Consider the following 20,959-nt stretch of genomic DNA (forward strand, 5'->3'; position numbering starts at 1 on the left):
TGCGCATCCGCTTCGGCTTCTCCTCTTCCCCTCCCTTTTGAAGCGGATGTTTACGGGACACCAGCTAGGTGTCCCTTTTTTTTGCCCTGATTTTTCAGCTGTTTTGCCTGCTGAGTCAGCCCGACCCAGCAGGCAAAAACGATCAGAAGGTCAAAGCGGCACGCAGCCAGACGGTGCGGCCAGGGTCATTAAAGCGGCTTGCTGCGCCAAAACCAAAACCGCTGTTCCCGGCCAGATTCAGGTGCTCGCCGTAAGCCTTGTCGAACACATTATCCACACCGGCAGTCAGCGACAGATTGCGGTTGATCTTGTAGCCGCCATACAGCGACAGGGTGCTAAAGCCACCCGTAGGCCCGAAGTCGTAACCCACCACATTCCCTTGCCCCTGTGAATAGCGATTTTGCTTGGCCACAATGCGCCAGACACCGCCTGCAGACCAGGGGCCTTGCACATAGTCCGCTGTCAAACGCACATCCAGCGGGGGCATTTGCGGCAGGGCGCGGCCATCCGTACTGTTGCGGCCCCAGGCATAGGCCAGGCTGCCGCCCAAGGTCCAGTTGGGCGTGGCTTTCCAGTCCGCACCCAATTCCCCACCCATGATGCGGGCCTTGACGTTTCTGGCCTGGGTTTTCGTGCCCATCATGCCGCCGGGCAGGTAGTCGAACAGGATGTAATCCTGAATCTGGCCAATATAGGCGGAGGCCCAGGCCGAGACTGTTTCATCCTTGTACTGCGCGCCAAAATCCAGCTGTGTGGTTTTTTCAGGCTGAATGCCCAGGAAGGCACTGGCGCTGCCTTGCGGGCCGCTGGCCGGGGAAATCAGCTCCCAGTAGTCCGGCATGCGCTGCACATGGCCAATACCGGCGTACAGACTCAAAGGCAGGGAATCCAGATCATGCTCGATACGCAGGAAGCCACTGGGCAGGGTTTCTCTACGGCGCTCGTTTGCACCAGGGTTAGGCTTGCTCATCATGCCGCTGCCCAGGCTGGGGCGCAGGTCACGGGCGCTGGCCCAATCCAGACGTGCACCACCAATCAAACGGCTGGCGTCGTTCAGATCCCAACGGGCTTCGGTGAACAGGCCAATATTGTCGAACTCGGCATCTTTCACCCAATCCTGATCGCGGTAGTCCTGCATGCCCATGCCACTGCGTTTGCGATGGCGGCTGCGCATCAAATCAGCACCTGTGGTCAGGGTCAGGTCTTCGCTCAAGGCCCAGTCCATGCTGAGACGGCCGCCCCAGGTCAGGCGATCCACATTGGAGGCCATAGGCATGGACATGCCACCACCCGGTTTGAAGGTGCGCAGCCCGTAGTTGTCCATAACGTGATCGGCGTAGTTGTAGTAGAGCTGGGCCTCCACATTGCGCAGCACGCCTTCGTGCATATCCTTCTTGAAACGCAGACCCAGGGTTTCACGCTTGAATTTCGTACCATCCATGCCACGACCGGCGTAGCGGGCATAACCGTCACCCGTACCTGCGCTTAACTCCAGCAAGGTATCGGCATCCGGTGTCAGGCCAATGGCGACGTCTGTATTCCACTTTTTCCAGCGCGAGGGCACACGTTCACCATCCCCGTCCTTGTAGTCCTGTGCACGATCTTGATTGGCGGTCAGGCGGGCATAGTAAGAGGCATTGCCAGCAGCAAAGTCCACATTGCCTGCGTGACGGCCAGCCGAGCCGCCCAGAATACTGGCGTCCAGCGTGGCATCGTTTTCGGTAAAGCCGGGTGCTTTGCGCTCGAAACGTACCGTCCCGGCAGAAGCCCCTGGGCCCCAGCGCACGCTTTGCGGGCCTTTGATGATGGTCAGTTCATCAAAAGACTGGGGCGAAATGTAGGAGGTCGGCGCATCCATGCGCGACGGGCAGGCACCGGGCATGGAGCTGCCATTGGTCAGTATGTTCAGACGCGAGCCAAACATGCCGCGCAGTACCGGGTCCCCGTTGCTGCCGCCATTACGAATGGCGGCAAAGCCAGGAATGGTTTTCAAGTAATCTGTGCCGTCGCTGGCCGGCAAGGGCAGGCGGGGCAGCTTGGGGTTGGTGCTGAACTGCAAAGGGGATTCAGGAGCCACCCCGGTCACCACAATGGGGCTCAGTTGTTCAATAACGGTGGATTGGGCCAGGGCAATAGAGGGCACGCAGGCCAGCACACCGGCGCTGATCAGGCCGGGGTTTATTAATTTCTTCATGACTAAATTCCGAAGAGCAGCCGTCGTCCAGCGGCAAACCCGCTTGGGCGATAGCAACAAAGGAGAAAAGGCGTAGCGACAGGGCCGAACGCGGGGAATCAGGCAGGAAGAAGAGAGGGCGGGGCGCGTTGCCCCACAGGCGGGCCACGAATAAAGGCCTGTGCCAGGGCCGGGCTAAGAGGGGGAAGCAGGAAGGGCCGGAAGTGGCCCAGGCTCAAGGGCGTGACGACCGCAACAGGAGCCGGTGTCAGCGCGGCTTGCAGCATGACAAAGAAGGGACAGGTCGCGCTGGTGGTGGCCTCGTCCGAATGGGCGCTGTTGTCCTCGCCTAACAAGGCCGCCCAGTGCTGAATCATTTCAGGTGGCAGGCTTTGTCCTGAGGGCAGACAGAAGGCCAGCGCATAACCCTGATCGGTCTGCTTGGGCATATAGCCCGCAGGCACCATTCCGCGTAGCACCACCGCCAGCAACAACAAGCACAGGCCCAGACGATGGGGCCAGTGTGTCGCAGCGAGGAAGGTGCGTGGAAAATTCATGATGCGAAAGTATAACGAGTTATGTCAGAGACGAATTTGCGCTGGCGCAGATTTTGGCTTGCTGCCGTATCACCGTCTATTTGTGTTTCTGACTGCGGGCTCGGAGGCCAAAAAACGTAAATTTTGCGAGAAAAAGATAATTCGGCGGCTGTAGGTCGGGAAAAAGGCGCTATTCTGATTCATGCGGAAAGCGGGGGGATTTTCCGTGCCGATCTGGCTTGCCCATGCCTGAATGCGTATGCACATGCCGATCGACTCAATGCCGATGACAAAGGATGTCGCGATGCAGATTGGGCAGTTTGTTTTTGGATTGGCAGGCCTGCTAGGGCTGGTTGCCTTTATGCCGCCTTTGGCTGGACGCTTGCGACTGCCGTACTCCGTACTTCTGGCCCTGATCGGCTTTGCACTGGGTATCTTGCTGCATCTGCATGCCTGGGCGCCCAAGATGGTGTCGGACTTCCTGAATACCTTGCAGGCCTTCGACATCTCCTCCGAGACCTTCCTTTACGCCTTCCTGCCTATCCTGCTGTTCGAGACATCGCTGGCCATGAACTTGCGCCGCCTGCTCGACGATATAGGCGCCATCCTGATGATGGCTATCGTGGCTGTGGTGGTCTGTACCTTTGCCGTGGGCTACGCCCTGAATGCTGCTTCTTCCTATGGGCTGGTGGTCTGTCTGATGCTGGGCGCGATTGTGGCCACCACTGACCCAGTCGCTGTGGTGGGCATCTTCCGTGAAGTGGGCGCACCCAAACGTTTGTCCACGCTGGTGGAAGGCGAAGCCCTGTTCAACGATGCGGCCTCAATTGCCTTGTACTCCGTGCTGCTGGCCGTGCTGACCGGCGGCGGCGAGTTAAGCGGCAGCACCGTGCTGGGCAGCTTCCTGTTCAGCTTCTTAGGCGGTGGTGTGGCAGGTTTCCTGATGGGGCGTCTGGCCAGTGGCCTGTTCGTGCTCTTGCGTGGCTGGCCGGCGGCTGAAGTCACCTTGACGATTGCCTTGGCGTATCTGGCCTTCTTTGTGTCCGAGCATTATCTGGGCGTATCGGGTGTGGTCGCCACGGTGATTTCCGGCTTGGTGGTGGGCTCCACGGGGCGTACCCGCATGTCGCCTGCGACCTTCGAGCTTTTGAGCAGCTCCTGGACGCAGATGGGCTTCCTGGCTAACTCCCTGATCTTCTTGTTTGCTGCCATGCTGATTCCGCGCCTGATGGCCGAAATCACCTGGACGCAGATTGGCCTGGTGGCCTTGCTGTTTGTGGTGACCTTGCTGGCACGGGCCGCCATGGTGTTTGCCGTACTGCCTTTGCTGGGGCGCACCCGCTTTGGCACCCGAGTCAGCCGCCCCTATCGAGTGGTGATTTTATGGGGTGGCCTGCGCGGCGCTGTCTCCCTGGCACTGGCCTTGGCCGTTACGGAACAGCATGCCATTCCGCATGATGTGCGCCAGTTCATCGGCGTGGCCACGACGGGCTTTGTGCTGCTGACCCTGTTTGTGAACGGGATCAGTTTGCGACCCTTGATTCGTCGTCTAGGCCTGAACCAACTGACACCGCTGGAACGTCATTTGCGCGATCAGGCGGTGAGTCTGGCCCTGGAAGAACTGCGTGACAAGACGGAGGAGTTGGGTCGGCAAGAGCAGATCAAGCCACAGGTCATCGAGCGCCTGTGTACAGTTTTTGATGCCAGTCAGGCTGGTGTGGCATCTGGCCAGATTCAAAGCCTGACCGAGGCGCAGAAAGTGAAAATGGGCATGGCGATTCTGTCGGCCCGCGAGGTGGAGCTGTTTTACGAGCTGCTGAAATCGCAGATTGTGGATTGGAAAACAGCCGAGTCCTTGTTGAGCCGCGCCGAACGCATGAACGATACGGTGCGTCTGGCTGGCTTGGCCGGTTTCGAGGCCGCCATCGCCAATGATCTGCGCTATTCCCGAGGTTTCCGGTCTGCTTTGCGCTTGCACTATCTGTTTGGCTTGCAGGGCTGGCTGGTGCGGGAACTGGACAAGCGTTTTTCGAACCTGATCGCCAAGCGCTCGGTGGCCCAGCGTCTGATACGTTTTGCCGAAACCGAATTGGCCCCCTTACTGGGCCAACAGGCCACAGGCACGATTGTGCAGGCTCATAAGCTACGCCTGTCTCAGCTGGAAGATGCCTTGCATTCCTTGACGCTGCAATACCCGGTGTTTGCGCAGTGGTTGCAGGAGTCCTATCTGGCACGAGTGGCGGCGGCCCAGGAACGGGCGCACTACCGCACTATGCTGTCGCATTCCCTGATTACCAGCGAAATGTACGCGGATCTGGTTAAACAGATTACGCAACGCTGGCGCTATCTGGACGAGCGTCCCACGTTGGACATGACCATGAGTGCGATGGAACTGATCGCCCAGGTACCCATGTTTGACGGTATTTCCGAGCAGGCCAAGAAAGACCTGTCACGACGCTTGCGCCCACGTCTGGCTTTGCCGGATCAGAAAATCCATCTGCGCTATGGTGGCATGCGCGTCATGTTCTTTGTGGCTTCCGGAGCCTTGGAAATTACCTTGCCGGATGGCAGCCTGGTGGAGCTGGGAACAGGGCAGACAATAGGCGAGGTAGGAGTGCTGGAGCACAGTGACTATGTGGGCACCGTCCGATCCTTGGGTTACAGTCGCCTACTGATGTTGACCGAGCGCGACTTCGACACCTTGCGAGGCAAAGACCCAATCTTTAGTGAAAAGATCGAGGCGGTTGTGCGCCAACGCCAGCGCGCCTACCAGGTCTGGCAGGAGTTCGAGTCTGGCCAACGTCAGCACGAAGAGTTGCCACCGCTGTTTGGCCTGGCGCATGCCTTGAGTGAAGCGGAAAATTTTGTAGGGCCGCCCTTGCCACCCAAGCTGGTGCAACAGACAGAGCCTTCCGAGGCGCAGGTGTAAAAAAAAAGCGAGCCAAATCTGGCTCGCTTTTTTAATGTGGGGTCGATCAGATCAAACGCACCCAATGATCCAGCAGCAGCGCCCCAAACAAGACGGCCAGATAAATAATGGAAAAGCGGAATAGCTTGCGGGACAGCTCATCGCTGTAGTTGCGATGCAGTTGATGGGCGTATTGAATGAAACGTGCGCCCAGCAAGAGGGCCGCGGCCAGGTACAGAGGGCCACTCATGCGGATGATGAAGGGCAGCAGGCTGGAAGCCATCAGGATGTAGCTGTAGAGCAGCACATGCAGCGTCGTAAAGGTTTTGCCGTGGGTGACGGGCAGCATGGGCAGGCCGGAGCGCTGGTAGTCGTGCTGACGGTAGAGCGCCAATGCCCAGAAGTGCGGGGGCGTCCAGATGAAGATGATCAGCACCAGCAGCCAGGCTTCAGCCGGTACGGCATTGGCAATGGCGGCCCAGCCCAGGGCAGGGGGCATGGCACCGGACAAACCACCGATCACGATGTTCTGTGGGGTCAGGGGTTTGAGGATCACGGTATAGATCACCGCATAACCAATGAAGGTGGCCAAGGTCAGCCACATGGTCAGCGGATTCACCCAGTAATACAGCACCAGCATGCCCATGCCGCCCAGCAAACCGGACATGGCCAGGACTTGCGGCGGGGTAATGGTGCCGCGTGCCGTACCGCGCCGAGCGGTACGCAACATGCGGGCATCAATCTGGCTTTCGATCAGGCAGTTGATGGCAAAGGCGGCAGCCGCCAGCATCCATATGCCCAGCGTGCCCGCGACCACGGTGCCCGGATCGGGCAGGCCGGGAGCAGCCAGAAACATGCCGATAACGGCACAGAAAACAGCCAGCTGGGTGACTCTGGGTTTAGTCAGTACCAGATACTGGCGCAGGAGCGAGGCGGGAGCCAGGGTAGCGGTGTTTGTCATACTGTATTCCTTGGGGGACAGTCGACTTGCGGGAAAGCCGTACCAACAGGGTGACGCAGCATAAAACGAGACCGGCAGCTCCCCCATTATGCAGGACGGCAATCAAAAGAGGCCATTGGAAAAAGATCGTGGTTAACCCCGTGATGAGCTGGGCCAGCAGCAACAAAAGCACCAAAGTCGCGGGGCGACGCAAGATGGGATCGGCGCGTAATTTCCACGCAACGGAACCCAGAACCAGAAACACCAGAAAGGCCATATTGCGGTGAACCCAATGGATGGCGGTCAGCGCGGCCTGGGAAATCATTTCACCGGAAGGCAGCTCGCCCAGCGCGCGGAACAGCGAGAATCCGCCGTGCAGATCCATCTCGGGTATCCATTGGCCGTGGCACTGCGGGAAGTCCATGCAGGCCAGCGCAGCGTAGTTGGTGCTGACCCAGCCACCCAAACCAATCTGAATGGTCAGCAGGAGAAATGCGCCGATCAACCAGGGTCGCCAGCGGCGGGTTACCGGGGACACAGGCGGGCCGGGGTTCTCGCGTACAGCAAGCCAGGTCATCAAGGCCAGCACGCTCATGCCGCCCAGCAAGTGGGTGGTGACGATAATGGGCATCAGTTTGTGGGTCACGGTCCAGGCGCCAAAGGCGCCTTGCACGCACACCGCCAGCAAGGTGAACAGAGCCAGTCGGGCCGAATGGCCCAGCGTATGGCGGTGCCGCCAGGCCATCCATACAATGGCAATAATCAGCATGCCCAGGGCCGCGCCTACGTAGCGGTGGATCATTTCAATCCAGGCCTTGCCCCAGCTGACCGGGCCATAAGGCATGGCTTGATAAGCTTGTTCGATATGTGCGCCCGCGCCCAGCGGCGTGAGCTTGCCATAGCAACCGGGCCAGTCCGGGCAGCCCAGACCGGAATCTGTCAGGCGCACAAAAGCGCCAAACATGATCAGGTCCAAAGTCAGGAACCAGGTCAGGTAAACCAGCTTGCGGTAGCGTTGGCGGATATCGGCCATAAACTTATCCGATGCGTGAATTGTTCAGCAGTTTGCGTATATCGGTGCGAACCTTGAGCGGGTCGGCATCGCCGGGAAACAGCATCATCAAATTACCATTGGGGTCGATGATCCACATGCCATTCTTGACGGCTTGTTCGGGGGCCTTGCCAGCAGCGTCAGGAGTCAGAAATTCGGCCAGCTGGCGCGGATCGGCGCGCAGCATATGCGTACCTTGATAGGCCTCCAGAATTTGCTCGGTTGGTTGGCCTTGGTCGGTCACAAACCAGACACGGGCCAGGCGATCCACGTTCTTGCCTTGGCTGGCGTGGGAGTTGCGCAGGATGAACAGCTTACGCACGCAGCTTTCGGGGCAGGCGCTTTCATCGGCGCTGACCAGTACCCAGCGACCGCGCAGCGATTGCAGATCAAAGGCCTCGCCTTGCAAATTGTGCAGGGGCAGGGCGGCGGGTTCAGGCACGCTGCGCTGGGGCTCAATCAATTGACCGTAGGCATTGCTCTCGTCTGGCCGCAGTCCCAATGAAGGCATGTAGTAGGCGGCCAGTGCAAACAGCACAGGTGCCAGACTGATCGCCAGCAGCAGATACAGCGGAGTCATGGAACGCGGGCGGGCAGGGGTTTGAGTCGTGTCCACGTCAGGTTTTCCTTGTAGGGGCAGAGTTGGGCCTGGAGCGTCGCAGCCATTTCCACGCTACACCGATCCAGGCACACAGGGCAATCAGGGCAAAACCGAACCATTGCAGTGCATAGCCCCGGTTCTTTTCAAAGTCGATATTCGGGTCGGGCCAATTGGTTTGCAGCTCCGAGGCGGGGGCGGTCTGGGCCAGTACACGCGGCAGCACAGGTAGATCAATGCGGCTGCGCAGATCTTCCAGGGCCAGGTTCTGCACGACAGGGGGCGTACCCGACGAGTCGGGCAAGTGTTCAGGCAAGGGGCTGCTGCCCAGCTCAAACAGACGCGGAACGCGTTCCATCAACTCGCCCGAAATGGTTTCGGAGCCGGAAGGCGCAGCCGGAACGCTAGGGGTTTGCCCCGGTACGCGAGCCAGCCAACCACGTAGCACGAGCAGGCTGGAGCCCGCCAAATCGCCCTCATCCAGCACAAAAGGGGTAGCAATCCAGTAGCCCGGCTTACCTTTGAAATTGCGATTATCCAGGAGTACAGTTAACTCACTGCGCCAGGAGCCGTGCACCGCGACAGACTGCCACAAGGCACCTTTATCCAGGCTGGCCTGGGAATCAATATGAAGGGGAGCTTGTTGGCGGCCTTGTTCTATTTGTTGTGCCAGACTTTGACGTTCCTGCGCGCGGCTCAGTTGCCAGCGCCCCAGGCTAATGAACAGCAGCATCAGCAAACCCAGACAAACCAGGGCAAGCAGGGATCGAGTCGAAGAAGAACGAGGATTGTTGCTGGACATCAATTCAACCTGAAGCGGGGGAGACGTAATGCGTGTGCTAGTCCTGATCGTGTTTCTGGGGATTATTGTTTCGCTGGGTTCGGCCCTGGTGTATTTGATGCGTGACCGGGGTAACTCCAGTCGCATGGCCTATGCTCTGACCTGGCGAGTGGGTTTGTCCGTGGCCCTGTTCCTGTTTGTGTTGCTGGCCCATTATCTGGGTTGGATTGAAAGCACCGGCGTGCCCTTGGCCTGAAGTAAAAACCCAGGCCCGAAGAAATGGGCCTGGGGCATGAATCACTAGAACCAGTAGACGTACAGGTACAGGCCCAGCCACACCACGTCCACAAAGTGCCAGTACCAGGCGGCACCTTCAAAACCAAAGTGGTGCTCAGCGGTAAAGTGGCCGCGCATCAGCCGTATCAGCATCACCGTCAGCATGGTGGCGCCGATAATCACGTGAAAGCCGTGAAAGCCCGTCAACATATAGAACAAGGCCCCGTACGCACCGGAGGTGAACTTCAGGTTCAGTTCGGCGTAGGCGTGCATGTACTCGTAAGCCTGGCAGGCCACAAAGGCAAAGCCCAGCGCCACTGTCATGAACAGCCAGAAGATTGCACCGCCACGCTTGCTGGCGCGCAGGGCGTGGTGAGCAATGGTCAGGGTGACGCCCGAGGTCAGCAGCAAGGCCGTATTGATCGTAGGTAGCCACAGCGGGCCTACGGTCTGGAACGGGGCGACAGTGCCAGCGGGGCCCTGGTTGGGCCAGGTGCCGGTGAAGTCAGGCCAGAGCAGGGCGCGGTGATCCAGGTCGCTTAACAGCGGCGTGGCAATTTCACGGGTATACCAAAGTGCCCCGAAAAAGGCCGCAAAAAACATGACTTCGGAAAAGATGAACCACGACATGCTCCAGCGATAGGAGATATCGACACGCGTGCTGTTCAGACCCGTTTCAGACTCGCGCACGGCGTCGCTGAACCAGAAGAACAGCACCAGCAAGAAGCTGAGAATCCCGACCAGAAACACCCAGAAGCCGCCCGGCCAGTTATTGATCCAGGTAGCCGCACCCAACAGCGTCAGGCACAGGGAAATGCTGGCGCGTACCGGATGCCCCGACAAGCCGGGGACGTAGTAATACGGCGCCTTGGACGGGTGAGCCGTAGTCTCGACATGCATAGTGTTCTCCTTCGGGTCATGTGCCCTTGGGCGCAGTATCCGGCCAGGGTTCAGCTGGCCTGACCAATGAACCAGCGGGCCACCATAATCAGGCCCACAACGAAAACAACCGTGGCGATCAAGGCGGCAATAATCAGATAGACCGGATTGATCTTGGCAATGTCCTGCTCATGGTCGCGGCCACGACGGACTCCAAAAAATCCCCAGGCAATGGCTTTCAATGTCTGGAAAAAACTGAGCTTGCGCCGTGTGAGGTCCCGAAAATCGTCATCCATATCACTGTCCTAAAAATTGACTGCCTTTTAGAAAGGTCCAGGCCATGACGGCAATGACGAACACGGCCAGGAGCAATCCCAGACGGCGGTTGCGACGGCGTTGTTCGGGGGTCATACGGCGTTCCTCCAGTGTTACTTGACGACAGGGGGTACTTCAAACGTGTGATGCGGGGCGGGCGAGGGTACCGTCCATTCCAGACCCTCTGCGCCTTCCCATGGCTTGGCACTGGCCACTTCACCCTTGCCGCGCGCCGCCTGAATCACGATGTAGATCAGCAGCAGTTGCGACAGGCCGAACCAGAAGGCGCCAATGGTGGCAATCTGGTGGAAGTCCGTGAACTGACCGGCGTAGTCCACATAACGACGTGGCATGCCCGCCAGACCCAGAAAGTGCATGGGGAAGAAGGTCACGTTGAACGAGATCATGGTGGACCAGAAGTGGATCTTGCCCAGGCGCTCGTTGTACATGCGACCTGTCCACTTGGGCAGCCAGTAGTAGGCACCACCAAACAGGGCGAACAAGGAACCGGCCACCAGCACATAGTGGAAGTGAGCCACCACGTAATAGGTGTCGTGTACCGCAATATCAATCGGAGCCACGGCCAGGATCAGGCCGGTAAAGCCGCCAATCGTAAATACGAAGATAAAGCCGATGGCAAAGAGCATGGGCGTTTCAAAGGACAGCGAACCGCGCCACATGGTGGCCACCCAGTTGAAGATCTTCACCCCGGTCGGAATGGAGATCAGCATGGTGGCGTACATGAAATACAGCTGCCCGGTCACCGGCATCCCGGTGGAGAACATATGGTGGGCCCATACCAGGAAGGACAGAATTGCGATGGCGGCGGTTGCGTACACCATGGAGGCATAGCCAAACAGGGCTTTGCGCGAGAAGGCAGGCACGATGGCAGAGACAATGCCAAAGGCCGGCAAGATCATGATGTAGACCTCGGGGTGACCAAAGAACCAGAAGATGTGCTGGTACAGAACCGGGTCACCACCACCGGCGGCGTTAAAGAAGTGGGTGCCAAAGTGGCGGTCCGTCAACAACATGGTCACCGCAGCGGCCAGCACGGGCATCACGGCAATCAGCAGGTAAGCGGTAATCAGCCAGGTCCAGCAAAACAGCGGCATTTTCATCAGCGTCATGCCAGGGGCGCGCATGTTCAATACCGTCACCACAATATTGATGGCCCCCATGATGGAAGACGCGCCCAGAATATGGACTGCAAAAATCGTGAAGTCCATGCCCGGTCCCATCTGCAAGGACAGCGGGGCATACATGGTCCAGCCACCGGCAGGCGCGCCGCCAGGCACAAAGAAGGACGCGGTAAACAGAACGGCACCCACGGGCAGCAGCCAGAAGCTGAAGTTGTTCATGCGGGCAAAGGCCATGTCCGATGCGCCAATCTGCAGCGGAATCATCCAGTTGGCAAAGCCCACAAAGGCCGGCATGATCGCGCCGAAAATCATGATCAGGCCGTGCATGGTGGTGAACTGGTTGAACAGCTCGGGCCGGAAAAACTGCAGGCCCGGCTGGAACAATTCGGTACGCAGCAGCAAAGCCAGCACGCCGCCCTCCAGCAACATCACAAAGGAGAAGATCAGGTACATGGTCCCGATATCTTTGTGATTGGTGGCGAACAGCCAGCGACGCCAGCCGCTAGGGGTGGCATGGGCATGATGGTGATCATCATGTCCGCTCGGGTTCGCTACATGGTCGACGGTGACGCTACTCATGCTTGACTCCTTGCTGCACTCCCCCTGGCCGTAGTCAGGGATAGATTGATAGTGTGATAGGCGGCGCGCGCAAAATTAGCGCTGTTCCTTGACGTCGGCGGGCATCACGACAGGGTCAGGCCCTTTGCCAGCGTTGCCCCAGGCATTGCGTGTGTAGGTAATGACCGCAGCAATCTGTACATCTGTCAGTTGATTGCGGAAGGCGGCCATCGCGGTGCCAGGGTGACCATTCAACACCGTGTCGATCTGGCCTTTCTTGGGGGCGAGCACAAATTTCGTATCGCCATCCAGAGCAGGGAAAGTGCCGGGCATGCCCTTGCCATTGGCCTGGTGGCAAGCCACGCAGTTCTGCGCAAAGATCTGTTTGCCGCGCTCGGTCAACTCGTCCTTGGTCCACTCTTTATTGGGATCGTCGGCCTGAGCCGTCATCAAGTCGTTCTGCTCCTGGGCCCACTTGTCGTAGTCTTCTTGCGCCATCACTTGCACCACGATGGGCATGTAGGCGTGGTCCTTGCCACACAGCTCGGCACATTGGCCGCGGAAGGTGCCGACCTTGTCCGCACGGAACCAGGTATCGCGCAAAAAGCCGGGGATGGCATCTTGCTTGACGCCAAATTCGGGCACCATCCAGGAGTGGATGACGTCCTCGGCCGTCAGCATGACGCGCACTTTCTTGTTAACCGGCACGACCAGTGGCTTGTCCACTTCCATCAGATAGTTCGGACCAATGGGTTCGCGGCCTTCAATCTGGGCGCGCGGGGTGGACAGGTTGGACAGGTATTTCACACCCGTGGCCGGGCCGTCCAGATACTCGTAGCCCCATTTCCACTGATAGCCTGTGACCTTGACGGTCAGGTCGGCGCTGCTGGTGTCCTTCATGGCCACCACGGTTTTGGTGGCGGGTAGTGCCATGCCGATCACGATCAGGAAAGGGATGACGGTCCAGGCCACTTCCACACCCAGATGTTCGTGAAAGCGGGCGGCAATCGCGCCCTTGGACTTGCGGTGCCGGATGATGGAATAGAACATCACGCCGAACACGCCAATAAAGATGATGGTACAGATGATCAGCATCATCCAATGCAGCCAGGCAATGTCCTGAGCGATGGGGGTCACCCCGTTATGCAAATTGAGCTGATTGACACGGGGACCACCCTCCATGTGGGTGATCTGAGCCAGGCTTGGCCCTGCCGTCGAACAGGCGGTCAGAGCAAATAAACTTCTCCACATCTTCATTGTTGTCCCTCTTTTGGTGTTGCCATGCCAAACCGGGGTTCGGCTGCGTCAACGCTCCGAAAAATCCAACGCTGGAAGAAACTGCTGTGTTGCAGTGGCGGGCTTGTCGCAGCTAAGTGCTGGTCCGCTCGAAGTTTTTAGTAGCTTATCTGTTCACGGAAATTATATAGAACTTGCTTTAGCCTTCAAGGGCAGGGTATGTCCCTAGAAGACAAGGTTGGACTAAACGCTACAAAAGCCGTAATGGGGCAAGGCTTGAATTACAATCGCCGACTATGACTTTGTTCCAGAACCGATCACTTACTCAGGCCCTGCGTCAGCGCATGGCCAGCTTGACCAGTCAGCTGCAACAATTGCCCCCACCGGGCAGCCGTCCTGTCACTGTTGATGGGCGTGTTGCCGGATGGATCACCCCCAAGGCTGCTCGTTGCATCGAGCCTTTGCCAGGGGTCTCGATTGAAGAAGATGTCTTGCGTCTGAGCGATTGCCCCAGCCAGGAATTGAGCCTGGCTCAGGTCCTGGATCAGGTCGCCTTGCGTTTGCAGGAAGGCGGTTGCATTCGGGCCTGGCGTGACGAGTTGCTGGACGTGGTCGGCGAAGGGCAATGCCTGTCCCGAATTGAACGTGGTGCGGTGCGGCCTCTGGGTTTTTTGACGCAAGCGGTGCATTTGAATGGCTGGTCTACAGACGGCCGCATCTGGGCCGCGCGTCGTTCACCCACCAAATCGACAGACCCGAATATGTGGGACACGCTGGTCGGTGGACTGGCGGTCAGCGGTGAGTCGCTGCATACCTCCCTCATACGCGAAAGTTATGAAGAAGCGGGTTTGGCCGAGTCCGTGCTGGACAATTGCACCCCCTTGCGCGTGTCCTTGCGCATGCACCGTCGCCTGCCGGAAGGCTATCAGGTGGAGAACGCCCTGGTCAGCGATTGTGTGTTGGCCGACGATGTGCGGCCCTGCAATATGGACGGCGAGGTTAGTGAGTTTCGCTTATTGACGCTGGATGAAGCCTGGCAAATGATAGAAGCAGATTTGTTCACCCTGGAAGCGCAAGTGGTGCTGATCGACAGCATCAAGCAGCATCTGGAACAGCTGGCCTGAACCTGGGAATCACCGGGCAGGCACCAACCCGATGGGAGCTACGCATGAACCCGAATCCTTTTGGTATACCTGATTTCAATGCCCTGGGCGGCGGCAACAATCCATTGCTGCGCAGCATGGACATGATGGCGCAGGCCTGGAAAAACATGGCCAGTGGCGGGGCGGGCGATTTGAGCTCGGGCATGATGCCCAGCTTGTCCCCCGATGATCTGGATCGTCGTATTCGTGACTTGCGTGCGGTGGAAAGCTGGTTGCAGTTGAACCTGTCCATGCTGGGCACCACCATCCAGGGTCTGGAGATTCAGCGCTCCACCCTGGCGGCCATCAAGACCATGGCGCAGCAAGGAACGCAGGCGGCGGGTGGGGCAAATCCCTTTGAAGCCTTTATGGCCTTCAATCCTATGGCAGCGGGTGCTGCGGGTGCAGATAATGCAGCCGGTGCCAAGGCGCAGGCCAGCAAGCCGGAGGCGGCAGTGCATACGGCATCTCAGTCAGCAGCGGCTCAGCCCTCGCCACAGTCTCAACAGGCTGCGCCACAGCCCGAAGCGGCTGCCAAGCAGGACAGCCCCAAAGATAAACAGCCCGGTGCTCAGCAGGAAGCCGGTGCAGGCAATCCCGCTGCGCAAGCGTGGTGGAACATGCTGCAACAGCAATTTGATGCCATGGCGACCGCCACAGCCGCATCGATGCAGCAGGTAGAAAACTATCGCCAGCAGGCGACCAAGGCCAAAGCGGCTGGCTCGGCCAAGACCCCTAAACCGGCGGCTGCCAATGCCCAGACTTCTGCCAAGACCAGTGCTCCGGCAGCGGCCAAATCGGTAAAAACGGCAGCGAAAGCAGCCGCTAAAACTGCGGCCAAGGCGGCCACCAAAACGGCGGCTAAAAAGACCGCCACGCGCAGCACCAAAAGCAGTACCAAAAAGAACTGATCGACCAACCTAGTAGGTAAATTTTTATGCTTAATATCGTGATTCTGGCAGCAGGCATGGGCAAGCGTATGCAGTCTGACCTGCCCAAAGTACTGCATCCTATCGCCGGCAAATCCATGCTGGCCCACGTGCTCGACAGCGCACGTGAACTGGAGCCGGAAAAAGTTGTGGTCGTGGTGGGTCATGGCGCCGAGCGCGTTCAGCAAACCTTCGCACAGGCCGAGCTGGCCTTTGCCTTGCAGCAACCTCAGCATGGCACGGGCCACGCGGTGCAGCAGGCGGTACCTGAACTGGTCGGTGGCGACCAGGAAGAGGACGCGACGCTGGTTCTGTATGGCGACGTTCCTCTGGTCCAGGCCGACACTTTGCGCCGCTTGCTGCAAGCACGTGGCCAAGGTGTGGCCGTGCTGACCGAAACGCTGGCAGACTCCACCGGCTACGGCCGCATCATTCGCGGTGAAGATGGTTCGGTGCAACGCATTGTTGAGCACAAAGATGCCAATGAAGCTGAACGTGCCGTGAAAGAAGTGAACACCGGCATTCTGGTTGCACCTACGGCCCGTCTGAAAGACTGGTTGACCCGCATCACCAACGACAATGCGCAAGGCGAGTACTACCTGACCGACATCATCGCCTTGGCGGTTGCTGATGGCGTGCCTGTGCAAGCGGCTCAACCGGCTGCTGGCTGGGAAACTTTGGGTGTGAACAGCCGCATTCAACAGGCCGAGCTGGAGCGTTTGTGGCAAGCCGAGCAGGCCCGTCGCTTGCTGGAAAAAGGCGTGACGCTGGCCGATCCGACCCGCTTTGATCTGCGCGGCACACTGGAATGTGGCCGTGACGTGTTCATTGATGTGGGTTGCGTGTTTGAAGGCACGGTTGTGCTGCAAGACGGCGTGCGCGTCGGCCCGCATAGCGTACTGCGTGACGTGACTATCGGTGCCGGTACGCAAATCGAAGCCTTCAGCCATCTGCAACAAGCCCAGGTTGGCGAAGAAGCCCGTATCGGCCCTTACGCCCGTCTGCGTCCTGGTGCTGTTCTGGCCAATCACACCCACGTGGGCAACTTCGTGGAAATCAAGAACACCCAGCTGGGCGAAGGCTCCAAAGCCAATCATCTGGCCTATATCGGTGATGCCGATGTGGGGCAGCGCGTGAACATTGGCGCAGGCACCATCACCTGCAATTACGACGGCGTGAACAAGTTCCGCACCGTGATTGGTGACGATGCCTTCATTGGTTCCGATACGCAGTTGGTGGCCCCGGTGACTGTTGGCCGTGGTGCAACAATTGGTGCGGGTACGACCCTGGTGCGCAATGCGCCGGATGATCAGCTGACCTTGTCGCGTTCGGAACAGCGCAGCGTGTCCGGCTGGAAGCGCCCGGTCCGCAAATCTTGATGTGTGTTAGCCCATCTTTGGCATCCCTCCCTTTGCATTGCAAGGGGAGCATTGCTGCGTACGCTTGTGGCACACAGTGCCCGGATGGGCTGATTCTGGATTTTCGCCATGCGCATTCTGCAGCTTAATTTCGAGCGCGGCTGGCGCGGTGGCGAGCGGCAAACCCTGCTGAGTATCCAGCAGATGCAGCAGGCTGGTCATCAGGTCAGTCTCCTGGCCCGACGTGATGAAGAACTGGCCAAGCGTGCTAAAGAGCAGGGTTTGAGCGTGGTGGAATGCGCCTCTGTAGGAGCCGCGTTGCGCTATTTGCTGGTGCACGGTCGTGGTTTTGATATCGTTCACTCCCAAACCGCGTCCTGCATGAGCTGGCTGGCCTTGCTGCATTTCTGGCTGCCCAAGCGGGTGGTCTTTACGCGCCGTACGGCTTTTCCGATTGACCGCAAACGCGTCGAGCAACGTAGCGGACAGCAGCCAGACAGTGCTTTGACTTCCAAGGAACGACGCACGCGTTGGAAGTGGCGCAAGGCGGATCGTTTGGTAGCGATCAGCCAGGCAGCAGCGGCAGAGCCGCGTCGCCTGGGCTTTTCCGTAGATGTGATTCCTAGTGCCATCGAGTACGTCGAGCAGGATGAAGCCTATGTGAACCACTTGCGGCTGCGGTGGAATCCGCAGGGCTTGCACGTTCTGGGGACGATGGCGGCACTGACGTCCGAGAAAGATCCCCAGACTTTGATACGTGCGGTTCATGCCTTGTATCAGCGTCGTCAGGATTTTGTGTTTTTGCATTTCGGTGCGCCAGGCTCCGAGACCTCGGCGGCAGAGGAACTGATTGCGCAGTTGGGGCTGGAAGACTGCTACAAGCTGGCTGGTTTTGAAGCCCGTCCCGAACAGGCTTATCGCCTGATGGATGGATTTGTCTTGAGTTCCCGGCATGAAGCCCTGGGCTCCAGCGTTCTTGATGCGTTCGTGTACGGCGTGCCCGTTACGGCCACGATGGCGGGCGGTTTGAGTGAGCTGCTGGATAATGGCCGTGGCAAGTTATGCGCGGTAGGGGATGCACAAGCCATTGCACAGGCTCTGGATGATACTTTGAGTAATCCGACAGCAGCGCGGCAACAGGCAGCGCTGGCGCATCGCTGGGTGCAGCAGGAGCATGACCCCGCTGTCATGGTGCAGCGTTACTTGCGTCTGTATCAGCAACTGGTACAGCAGCGCGTACGAACCTGAGTGCGGCTGTTTTATTCGGTTGCTGAGCGTTCCACCCTTTGCTCTTGTACTGGCTTTTACGCGTGTTTTAATTCCTGCCACAGCCACAGCCACAGCCACAGCCACAGCCACAGCCACAGCCACAGCCACAGCCACAGCCACAGCCCATGCCTTGTTCATTGCCGATAGCGTTTCGGCGTAAAAACTCGGCCTGGTTTAGATCTTCGGCGCAGGCAAAGGGACTCGCGTCTCGAACTTGGCCTGATGAATCGAAAAAAAGCTGCGAATATTGCGGATATTCGCCTGGCTGGTGAACAGCGCATGAGCCAGCTTGTGATACGCCGTCATGTCGCTGACCTGCAAGATCACAATGAAATCCACCCCCGTAGAGACGCGATAGCATTGCGTCACTGCCGCTTCGGGGGCCATCAGGCGCTCGAACTGCTGCAAGTATTCTTCACCCTGACGGTCCAGCGTAATCTCCACAATCGCCGTCAAACTGGGGCCCAGTTGCTTCGGGTCCAGCAAGGCGACCTGCCTGCGAATCACTCCTTGTTCACTTAAACGGCGCACTCGCCGCAAGCAGGTTGGGGGAGAGGCATGCACGCGCAAAGCCAGCTCCTGATTGCTGATGGAAGCATCATTTTGCAGCTGCTCCAGAATGCGTAAATCCAGCTCGTCCAGTTCAATCATGACAATGTTTATCTATCTATGATGAAATAAAATTCCGTTAAATAAAATTAATTTTTTATTTATTTTAAATTGATTATGAAATGAAATTTTAATTCATTTGTCTAAAAAAATAGACATAAAATTTTCCTTGTTTCAGATCAGAATAAGCGGATTGAATTGATTAGCTGGCCCACCCAAAGGGGCCATGAACAGGAGTTGGCTATGTGTGGAATTGTTGGCGCTGTGGCGCAACGCGATATTGTTCCCGTGCTGCTGGAAGGTCTGAAGCGTCTGGAGTACCGGGGCTACGATTCGTGCGGCGTTGCTGTTCATGCGCAGGGCCAGTTGTTGCGGGCACGCAGTACTCAGCGCGTGGCCGAGCTGCAGGAACAGGTCAAGGCAGATCATCTGCAAGGCTTTACCGGCATTGCTCACACCCGCTGGGCAACGCACGGCGCGCCTGCTACTCACAATGCTCACCCGCATTTCTCCGGCAAGGGCAAAGCACGTATTGCGCTGGTGCATAACGGCATCATCGAAAACCACGACGAACTGCGCGCCGAGCTGCAAAGCATTGGCTACGTGTTCGAGAGCCAAACCGATACCGAAGTGATCGCTCACCTGATCGACCACCTGTACAACGGTGATCTGTTCGAGGCCGTGCAACAAGTCATCCGTCGCTTGACGGGCGCTTACGCCATTGCCGTGTTCTGTCAAGACGAGCCTCACCGTGTGGTCGGTGCTCGCCATGGTTCGCCCCTGGTGGTGGGCGTGGGCCAGAACGAAAACTTCCTGGCATCGGATGCCCTGGCATTGGCCGGCACGACCGATCAAATCATCTATCTGGAAGACGGTGATGTGATCGATTTGCAGATCAATAAAGTGTGGATCATGGACAAGGACGGCCGCTCCGTTGATCGTCCTGTACACACCGTGCATCTGCATACTGCAGCGGCTGAACTGGGCCCATACCGTCACTTCATGCAAAAGGAAATCTTCGAGCAGCCTCGCGCTGTGGGCGATACCTTGCAAGACATTGAAAGTGTTACGCCTGAACTGTTTGGCGACCAGGCCTACAAGGTTTTTCAGGACATCGACAATGTGCTGATTCTGGCTTGCGGCACCAGCTACTACGCCGGTCTGACTGCCCGTTACTGGATCGAGTCTCTGGCCAAGATTCCCGTCAATGTGGAAATCGCCAGCGAATACCGCTACCGCGACAGCGTGCCCAACCCGCGCACCTTGGTAGTGACAATTTCCCAGTCCGGCGAAACCGCCGATACCCTGGCCGCCTTGAAACATGCCCGCAGCCTGGGCATGGAGCAGACCCTGACCATCTGCAACGTGGCCACCAGCGCCATGGTGCGCGAGTGCAAGCTGTCCTACATCACCCGTGCTGGTGTAGAAATTGGCGTGGCTTCCACTAAAGCCTTCACCACCCAGCTGACCGCCTTGTTCCTGCTGACCATCGCACTGGCTCAAGTCAAAGGTCACTTGAATCAGGAGCAGGAAGGCGACTACCTGAAAGCCCTGCGCCACTTGCCTACTGCTATCGCGGCTGTGTTGGCTTTGGAGCCGCAAATCATGGCATGGGCTGATCGTTTTGCCAGCAAGGAAAACGCCTTGTTCCTGGGCCGTGGCATGCATTACCCCATCGCCATGGAAGGCGCGTTGAAGCTGAAAGAAATCAGCTACATCCACGCCGAAGGCTATCCCGCTGGTGAGCTGAAACACGGCCCTCTGGCCCTGGTCACCGAAGCCATGCCCGTGGTCACCATCGCCCCACGCGATGAACTGCTGGAAAAGCTGAAATCCAATATCGAAGAAGTCCACGCACGGGGTGGTGAACTGTACGTGTTTGCGGACGCCGATACCCGTATCGGCAGCAGTGAGCGAGTGCATGTGATCCGTATGCCCGAACACTACGGCAAGCTGTCACCCATTCTGCACACCGTGACCCTGCAATTGCTGGCGTATCACACGGCTTGCTCACGTGGCACGGACGTGGATAAGCCACGGAATTTGGCCAAGAGTGTCACCGTTGAATAGTTTTTTTGACTAAATCGACTGTAAAGAGCCGCTGATGCGGCTCTTTTTTCATGCCGCTTCGCTTTACGATTTCAGGCAGATTTTCAGAGAGGGATAGGCCTGACGACAGGGGGTGAAGCATGTCTCAAGGCCAGTCCATGTGTCGCCCCAAACACACACCGCTAGCGAACTGCACAAACAGCACCATAT

The 20,959-nt window shown here is 58.1% G+C and carries 19 protein-coding genes; 7 read left to right on the plus strand and 12 right to left on the minus strand.

The features are described from left to right. Positions 1–142: 142 nt before the first annotated feature. On the minus strand, positions 143–2,194 hold the full coding sequence (locus Q9R35_RS10230; RefSeq protein ID WP_311219803.1) for a TonB-dependent copper receptor: 2,052 nt from the start codon (positions 2,192–2,194) through the stop codon (positions 143–145). A gap of 98 nt (positions 2,195–2,292) precedes the next feature. Further along, positions 2,293–2,730 carry a DUF2946 family protein gene (locus Q9R35_RS10235; protein WP_086069234.1) on the minus strand — a complete coding sequence of 146 codons (438 nt, stop codon included), beginning with the start codon at positions 2,728–2,730 and terminating at the stop codon, positions 2,293–2,295. 283 nt (positions 2,731–3,013) lie between these two features. Here Q9R35_RS10235 and Q9R35_RS10240 point away from each other — a divergent pair, with 283 nt between their 5' ends. Continuing rightward, positions 3,014–5,638 (plus strand): cation:proton antiporter, encoded by a 2,625-nt coding sequence (locus Q9R35_RS10240; protein ID WP_311219919.1) that lies wholly within the window; start codon positions 3,014–3,016, stop codon positions 5,636–5,638. Between the two features lie 46 nt (positions 5,639–5,684). Here Q9R35_RS10240 and cyoE read toward each other — a convergent pair whose 3' ends face one another. From cyoE to Q9R35_RS10260, 4 genes are read right to left on the minus strand one after another with little or no spacing between them, the layout of a single operon-like run. Then, the gene (cyoE, locus tag Q9R35_RS10245; RefSeq protein WP_045929422.1) at positions 5,685–6,578 is read right to left on the minus strand and encodes a heme o synthase; all 894 of its coding nucleotides are present in this window, start codon (positions 6,576–6,578) and stop codon (positions 5,685–5,687) included. Then, entirely contained in the window at positions 6,517–7,590 is a 1,074-nt protein-coding gene (locus Q9R35_RS10250; RefSeq protein WP_026483577.1) for a heme A synthase, read from the minus strand. Before Q9R35_RS10250 ends, cyoE begins: the two co-directional genes overlap by 62 nt. A gap of 4 nt (positions 7,591–7,594) precedes the next feature. After that, the gene (locus tag Q9R35_RS10255; RefSeq protein WP_404977948.1) at positions 7,595–8,188 is read right to left on the minus strand and encodes an SCO family protein; all 594 of its coding nucleotides are present in this window, start codon (positions 8,186–8,188) and stop codon (positions 7,595–7,597) included. A 37-nt stretch (positions 8,189–8,225) separates the two neighbouring features. Next, a complete protein-coding gene (locus Q9R35_RS10260) occupies positions 8,226–9,008 on the minus strand; it encodes an SURF1 family protein (protein WP_063692068.1) in 783 nt (260 codons plus the stop codon). Between the two features lie 28 nt (positions 9,009–9,036). Here Q9R35_RS10260 and Q9R35_RS10265 point away from each other — a divergent pair, with 28 nt between their 5' ends. Then, a complete protein-coding gene (locus Q9R35_RS10265; protein ID WP_003805161.1) occupies positions 9,037–9,243 on the plus strand; it encodes a twin transmembrane helix small protein in 207 nt (68 codons plus the stop codon). A 44-nt stretch (positions 9,244–9,287) separates the two neighbouring features. Here the strand turns inward: Q9R35_RS10265 and Q9R35_RS10270 are convergent, their stop codons facing one another. The 5 genes from Q9R35_RS10270 to coxB form a co-directional block, all read right to left on the minus strand. After that, positions 9,288–10,163, minus strand: a complete 876-nt coding sequence (locus tag Q9R35_RS10270) for a cytochrome c oxidase subunit 3 (RefSeq protein ID WP_042485545.1) — start codon at positions 10,161–10,163, stop codon at positions 9,288–9,290. A 50-nt stretch (positions 10,164–10,213) separates the two neighbouring features. Then, complete coding sequence (locus Q9R35_RS10275) at positions 10,214–10,438, minus strand: DUF2970 domain-containing protein (RefSeq protein WP_003805158.1); 225 nt, start codon at positions 10,436–10,438, stop codon at positions 10,214–10,216. Between the two features lies 1 nt (position 10,439). Further along, positions 10,440–10,553 carry a cytochrome oxidase small assembly protein gene (locus Q9R35_RS10280; RefSeq protein ID WP_009457495.1) on the minus strand — a complete coding sequence of 38 codons (114 nt, stop codon included), beginning with the start codon at positions 10,551–10,553 and terminating at the stop codon, positions 10,440–10,442. Between the two features lie 17 nt (positions 10,554–10,570). Next, the gene (gene ctaD / locus Q9R35_RS10285) at positions 10,571–12,178 is read right to left on the minus strand and encodes a cytochrome c oxidase subunit I (protein WP_149721052.1); all 1,608 of its coding nucleotides are present in this window, start codon (positions 12,176–12,178) and stop codon (positions 10,571–10,573) included. 75 nt (positions 12,179–12,253) lie between these two features. Beyond that, positions 12,254–13,414, minus strand: a complete 1,161-nt coding sequence (gene coxB / locus Q9R35_RS10290; RefSeq protein WP_311219805.1) for a cytochrome c oxidase subunit II — start codon at positions 13,412–13,414, stop codon at positions 12,254–12,256. Positions 13,415–13,689: 275 nt separating this feature from the next. Here coxB and Q9R35_RS10295 point away from each other — a divergent pair, with 275 nt between their 5' ends. The 4 genes from Q9R35_RS10295 to Q9R35_RS10310 all read left to right on the plus strand — a co-directional run bounded on the left by Q9R35_RS10295 (position 13,690) and on the right by Q9R35_RS10310 (position 18,070). Then, positions 13,690–14,517 carry an NUDIX hydrolase family protein gene (locus Q9R35_RS10295; RefSeq protein WP_009457498.1) on the plus strand — a complete coding sequence of 276 codons (828 nt, stop codon included), beginning with the start codon at positions 13,690–13,692 and terminating at the stop codon, positions 14,515–14,517. A 44-nt stretch (positions 14,518–14,561) separates the two neighbouring features. Next, positions 14,562–15,446, plus strand: coding sequence for a PhaM family polyhydroxyalkanoate granule multifunctional regulatory protein (locus Q9R35_RS10300; protein ID WP_311219806.1), 885 nt, complete (start codon positions 14,562–14,564; stop codon positions 15,444–15,446). Between the two features lie 26 nt (positions 15,447–15,472). Next, complete coding sequence (glmU, locus tag Q9R35_RS10305; protein WP_162090971.1) at positions 15,473–16,843, plus strand: bifunctional UDP-N-acetylglucosamine diphosphorylase/glucosamine-1-phosphate N-acetyltransferase GlmU; 1,371 nt, start codon at positions 15,473–15,475, stop codon at positions 16,841–16,843. A 108-nt stretch (positions 16,844–16,951) separates the two neighbouring features. Continuing rightward, the gene (locus Q9R35_RS10310; protein WP_203145328.1) at positions 16,952–18,070 is read left to right on the plus strand and encodes a glycosyltransferase family 4 protein; all 1,119 of its coding nucleotides are present in this window, start codon (positions 16,952–16,954) and stop codon (positions 18,068–18,070) included. 195 nt (positions 18,071–18,265) lie between these two features. On the opposite strand, the gene Q9R35_RS10315 is transcribed toward Q9R35_RS10310, so the two are convergent. Further along, positions 18,266–18,742: an Lrp/AsnC family transcriptional regulator gene (locus Q9R35_RS10315; RefSeq protein WP_125301820.1), complete on the minus strand. Its 477-nt coding sequence runs from the start codon at positions 18,740–18,742 to the stop codon at positions 18,266–18,268. A gap of 201 nt (positions 18,743–18,943) precedes the next feature. Here Q9R35_RS10315 and glmS point away from each other — a divergent pair, with 201 nt between their 5' ends. Beyond that, positions 18,944–20,770, plus strand: a complete 1,827-nt coding sequence (gene glmS / locus Q9R35_RS10320; RefSeq protein ID WP_045929428.1) for a glutamine--fructose-6-phosphate transaminase (isomerizing) — start codon at positions 18,944–18,946, stop codon at positions 20,768–20,770. The last annotated feature ends 189 nt before the right edge of the window (positions 20,771–20,959 follow it).

This window comes from Alcaligenes sp. AB3, from assembly GCF_031844565.1.
Classification (GTDB): Bacteria; Pseudomonadota; Gammaproteobacteria; order Burkholderiales; family Burkholderiaceae_B; genus Alcaligenes; species Alcaligenes faecalis.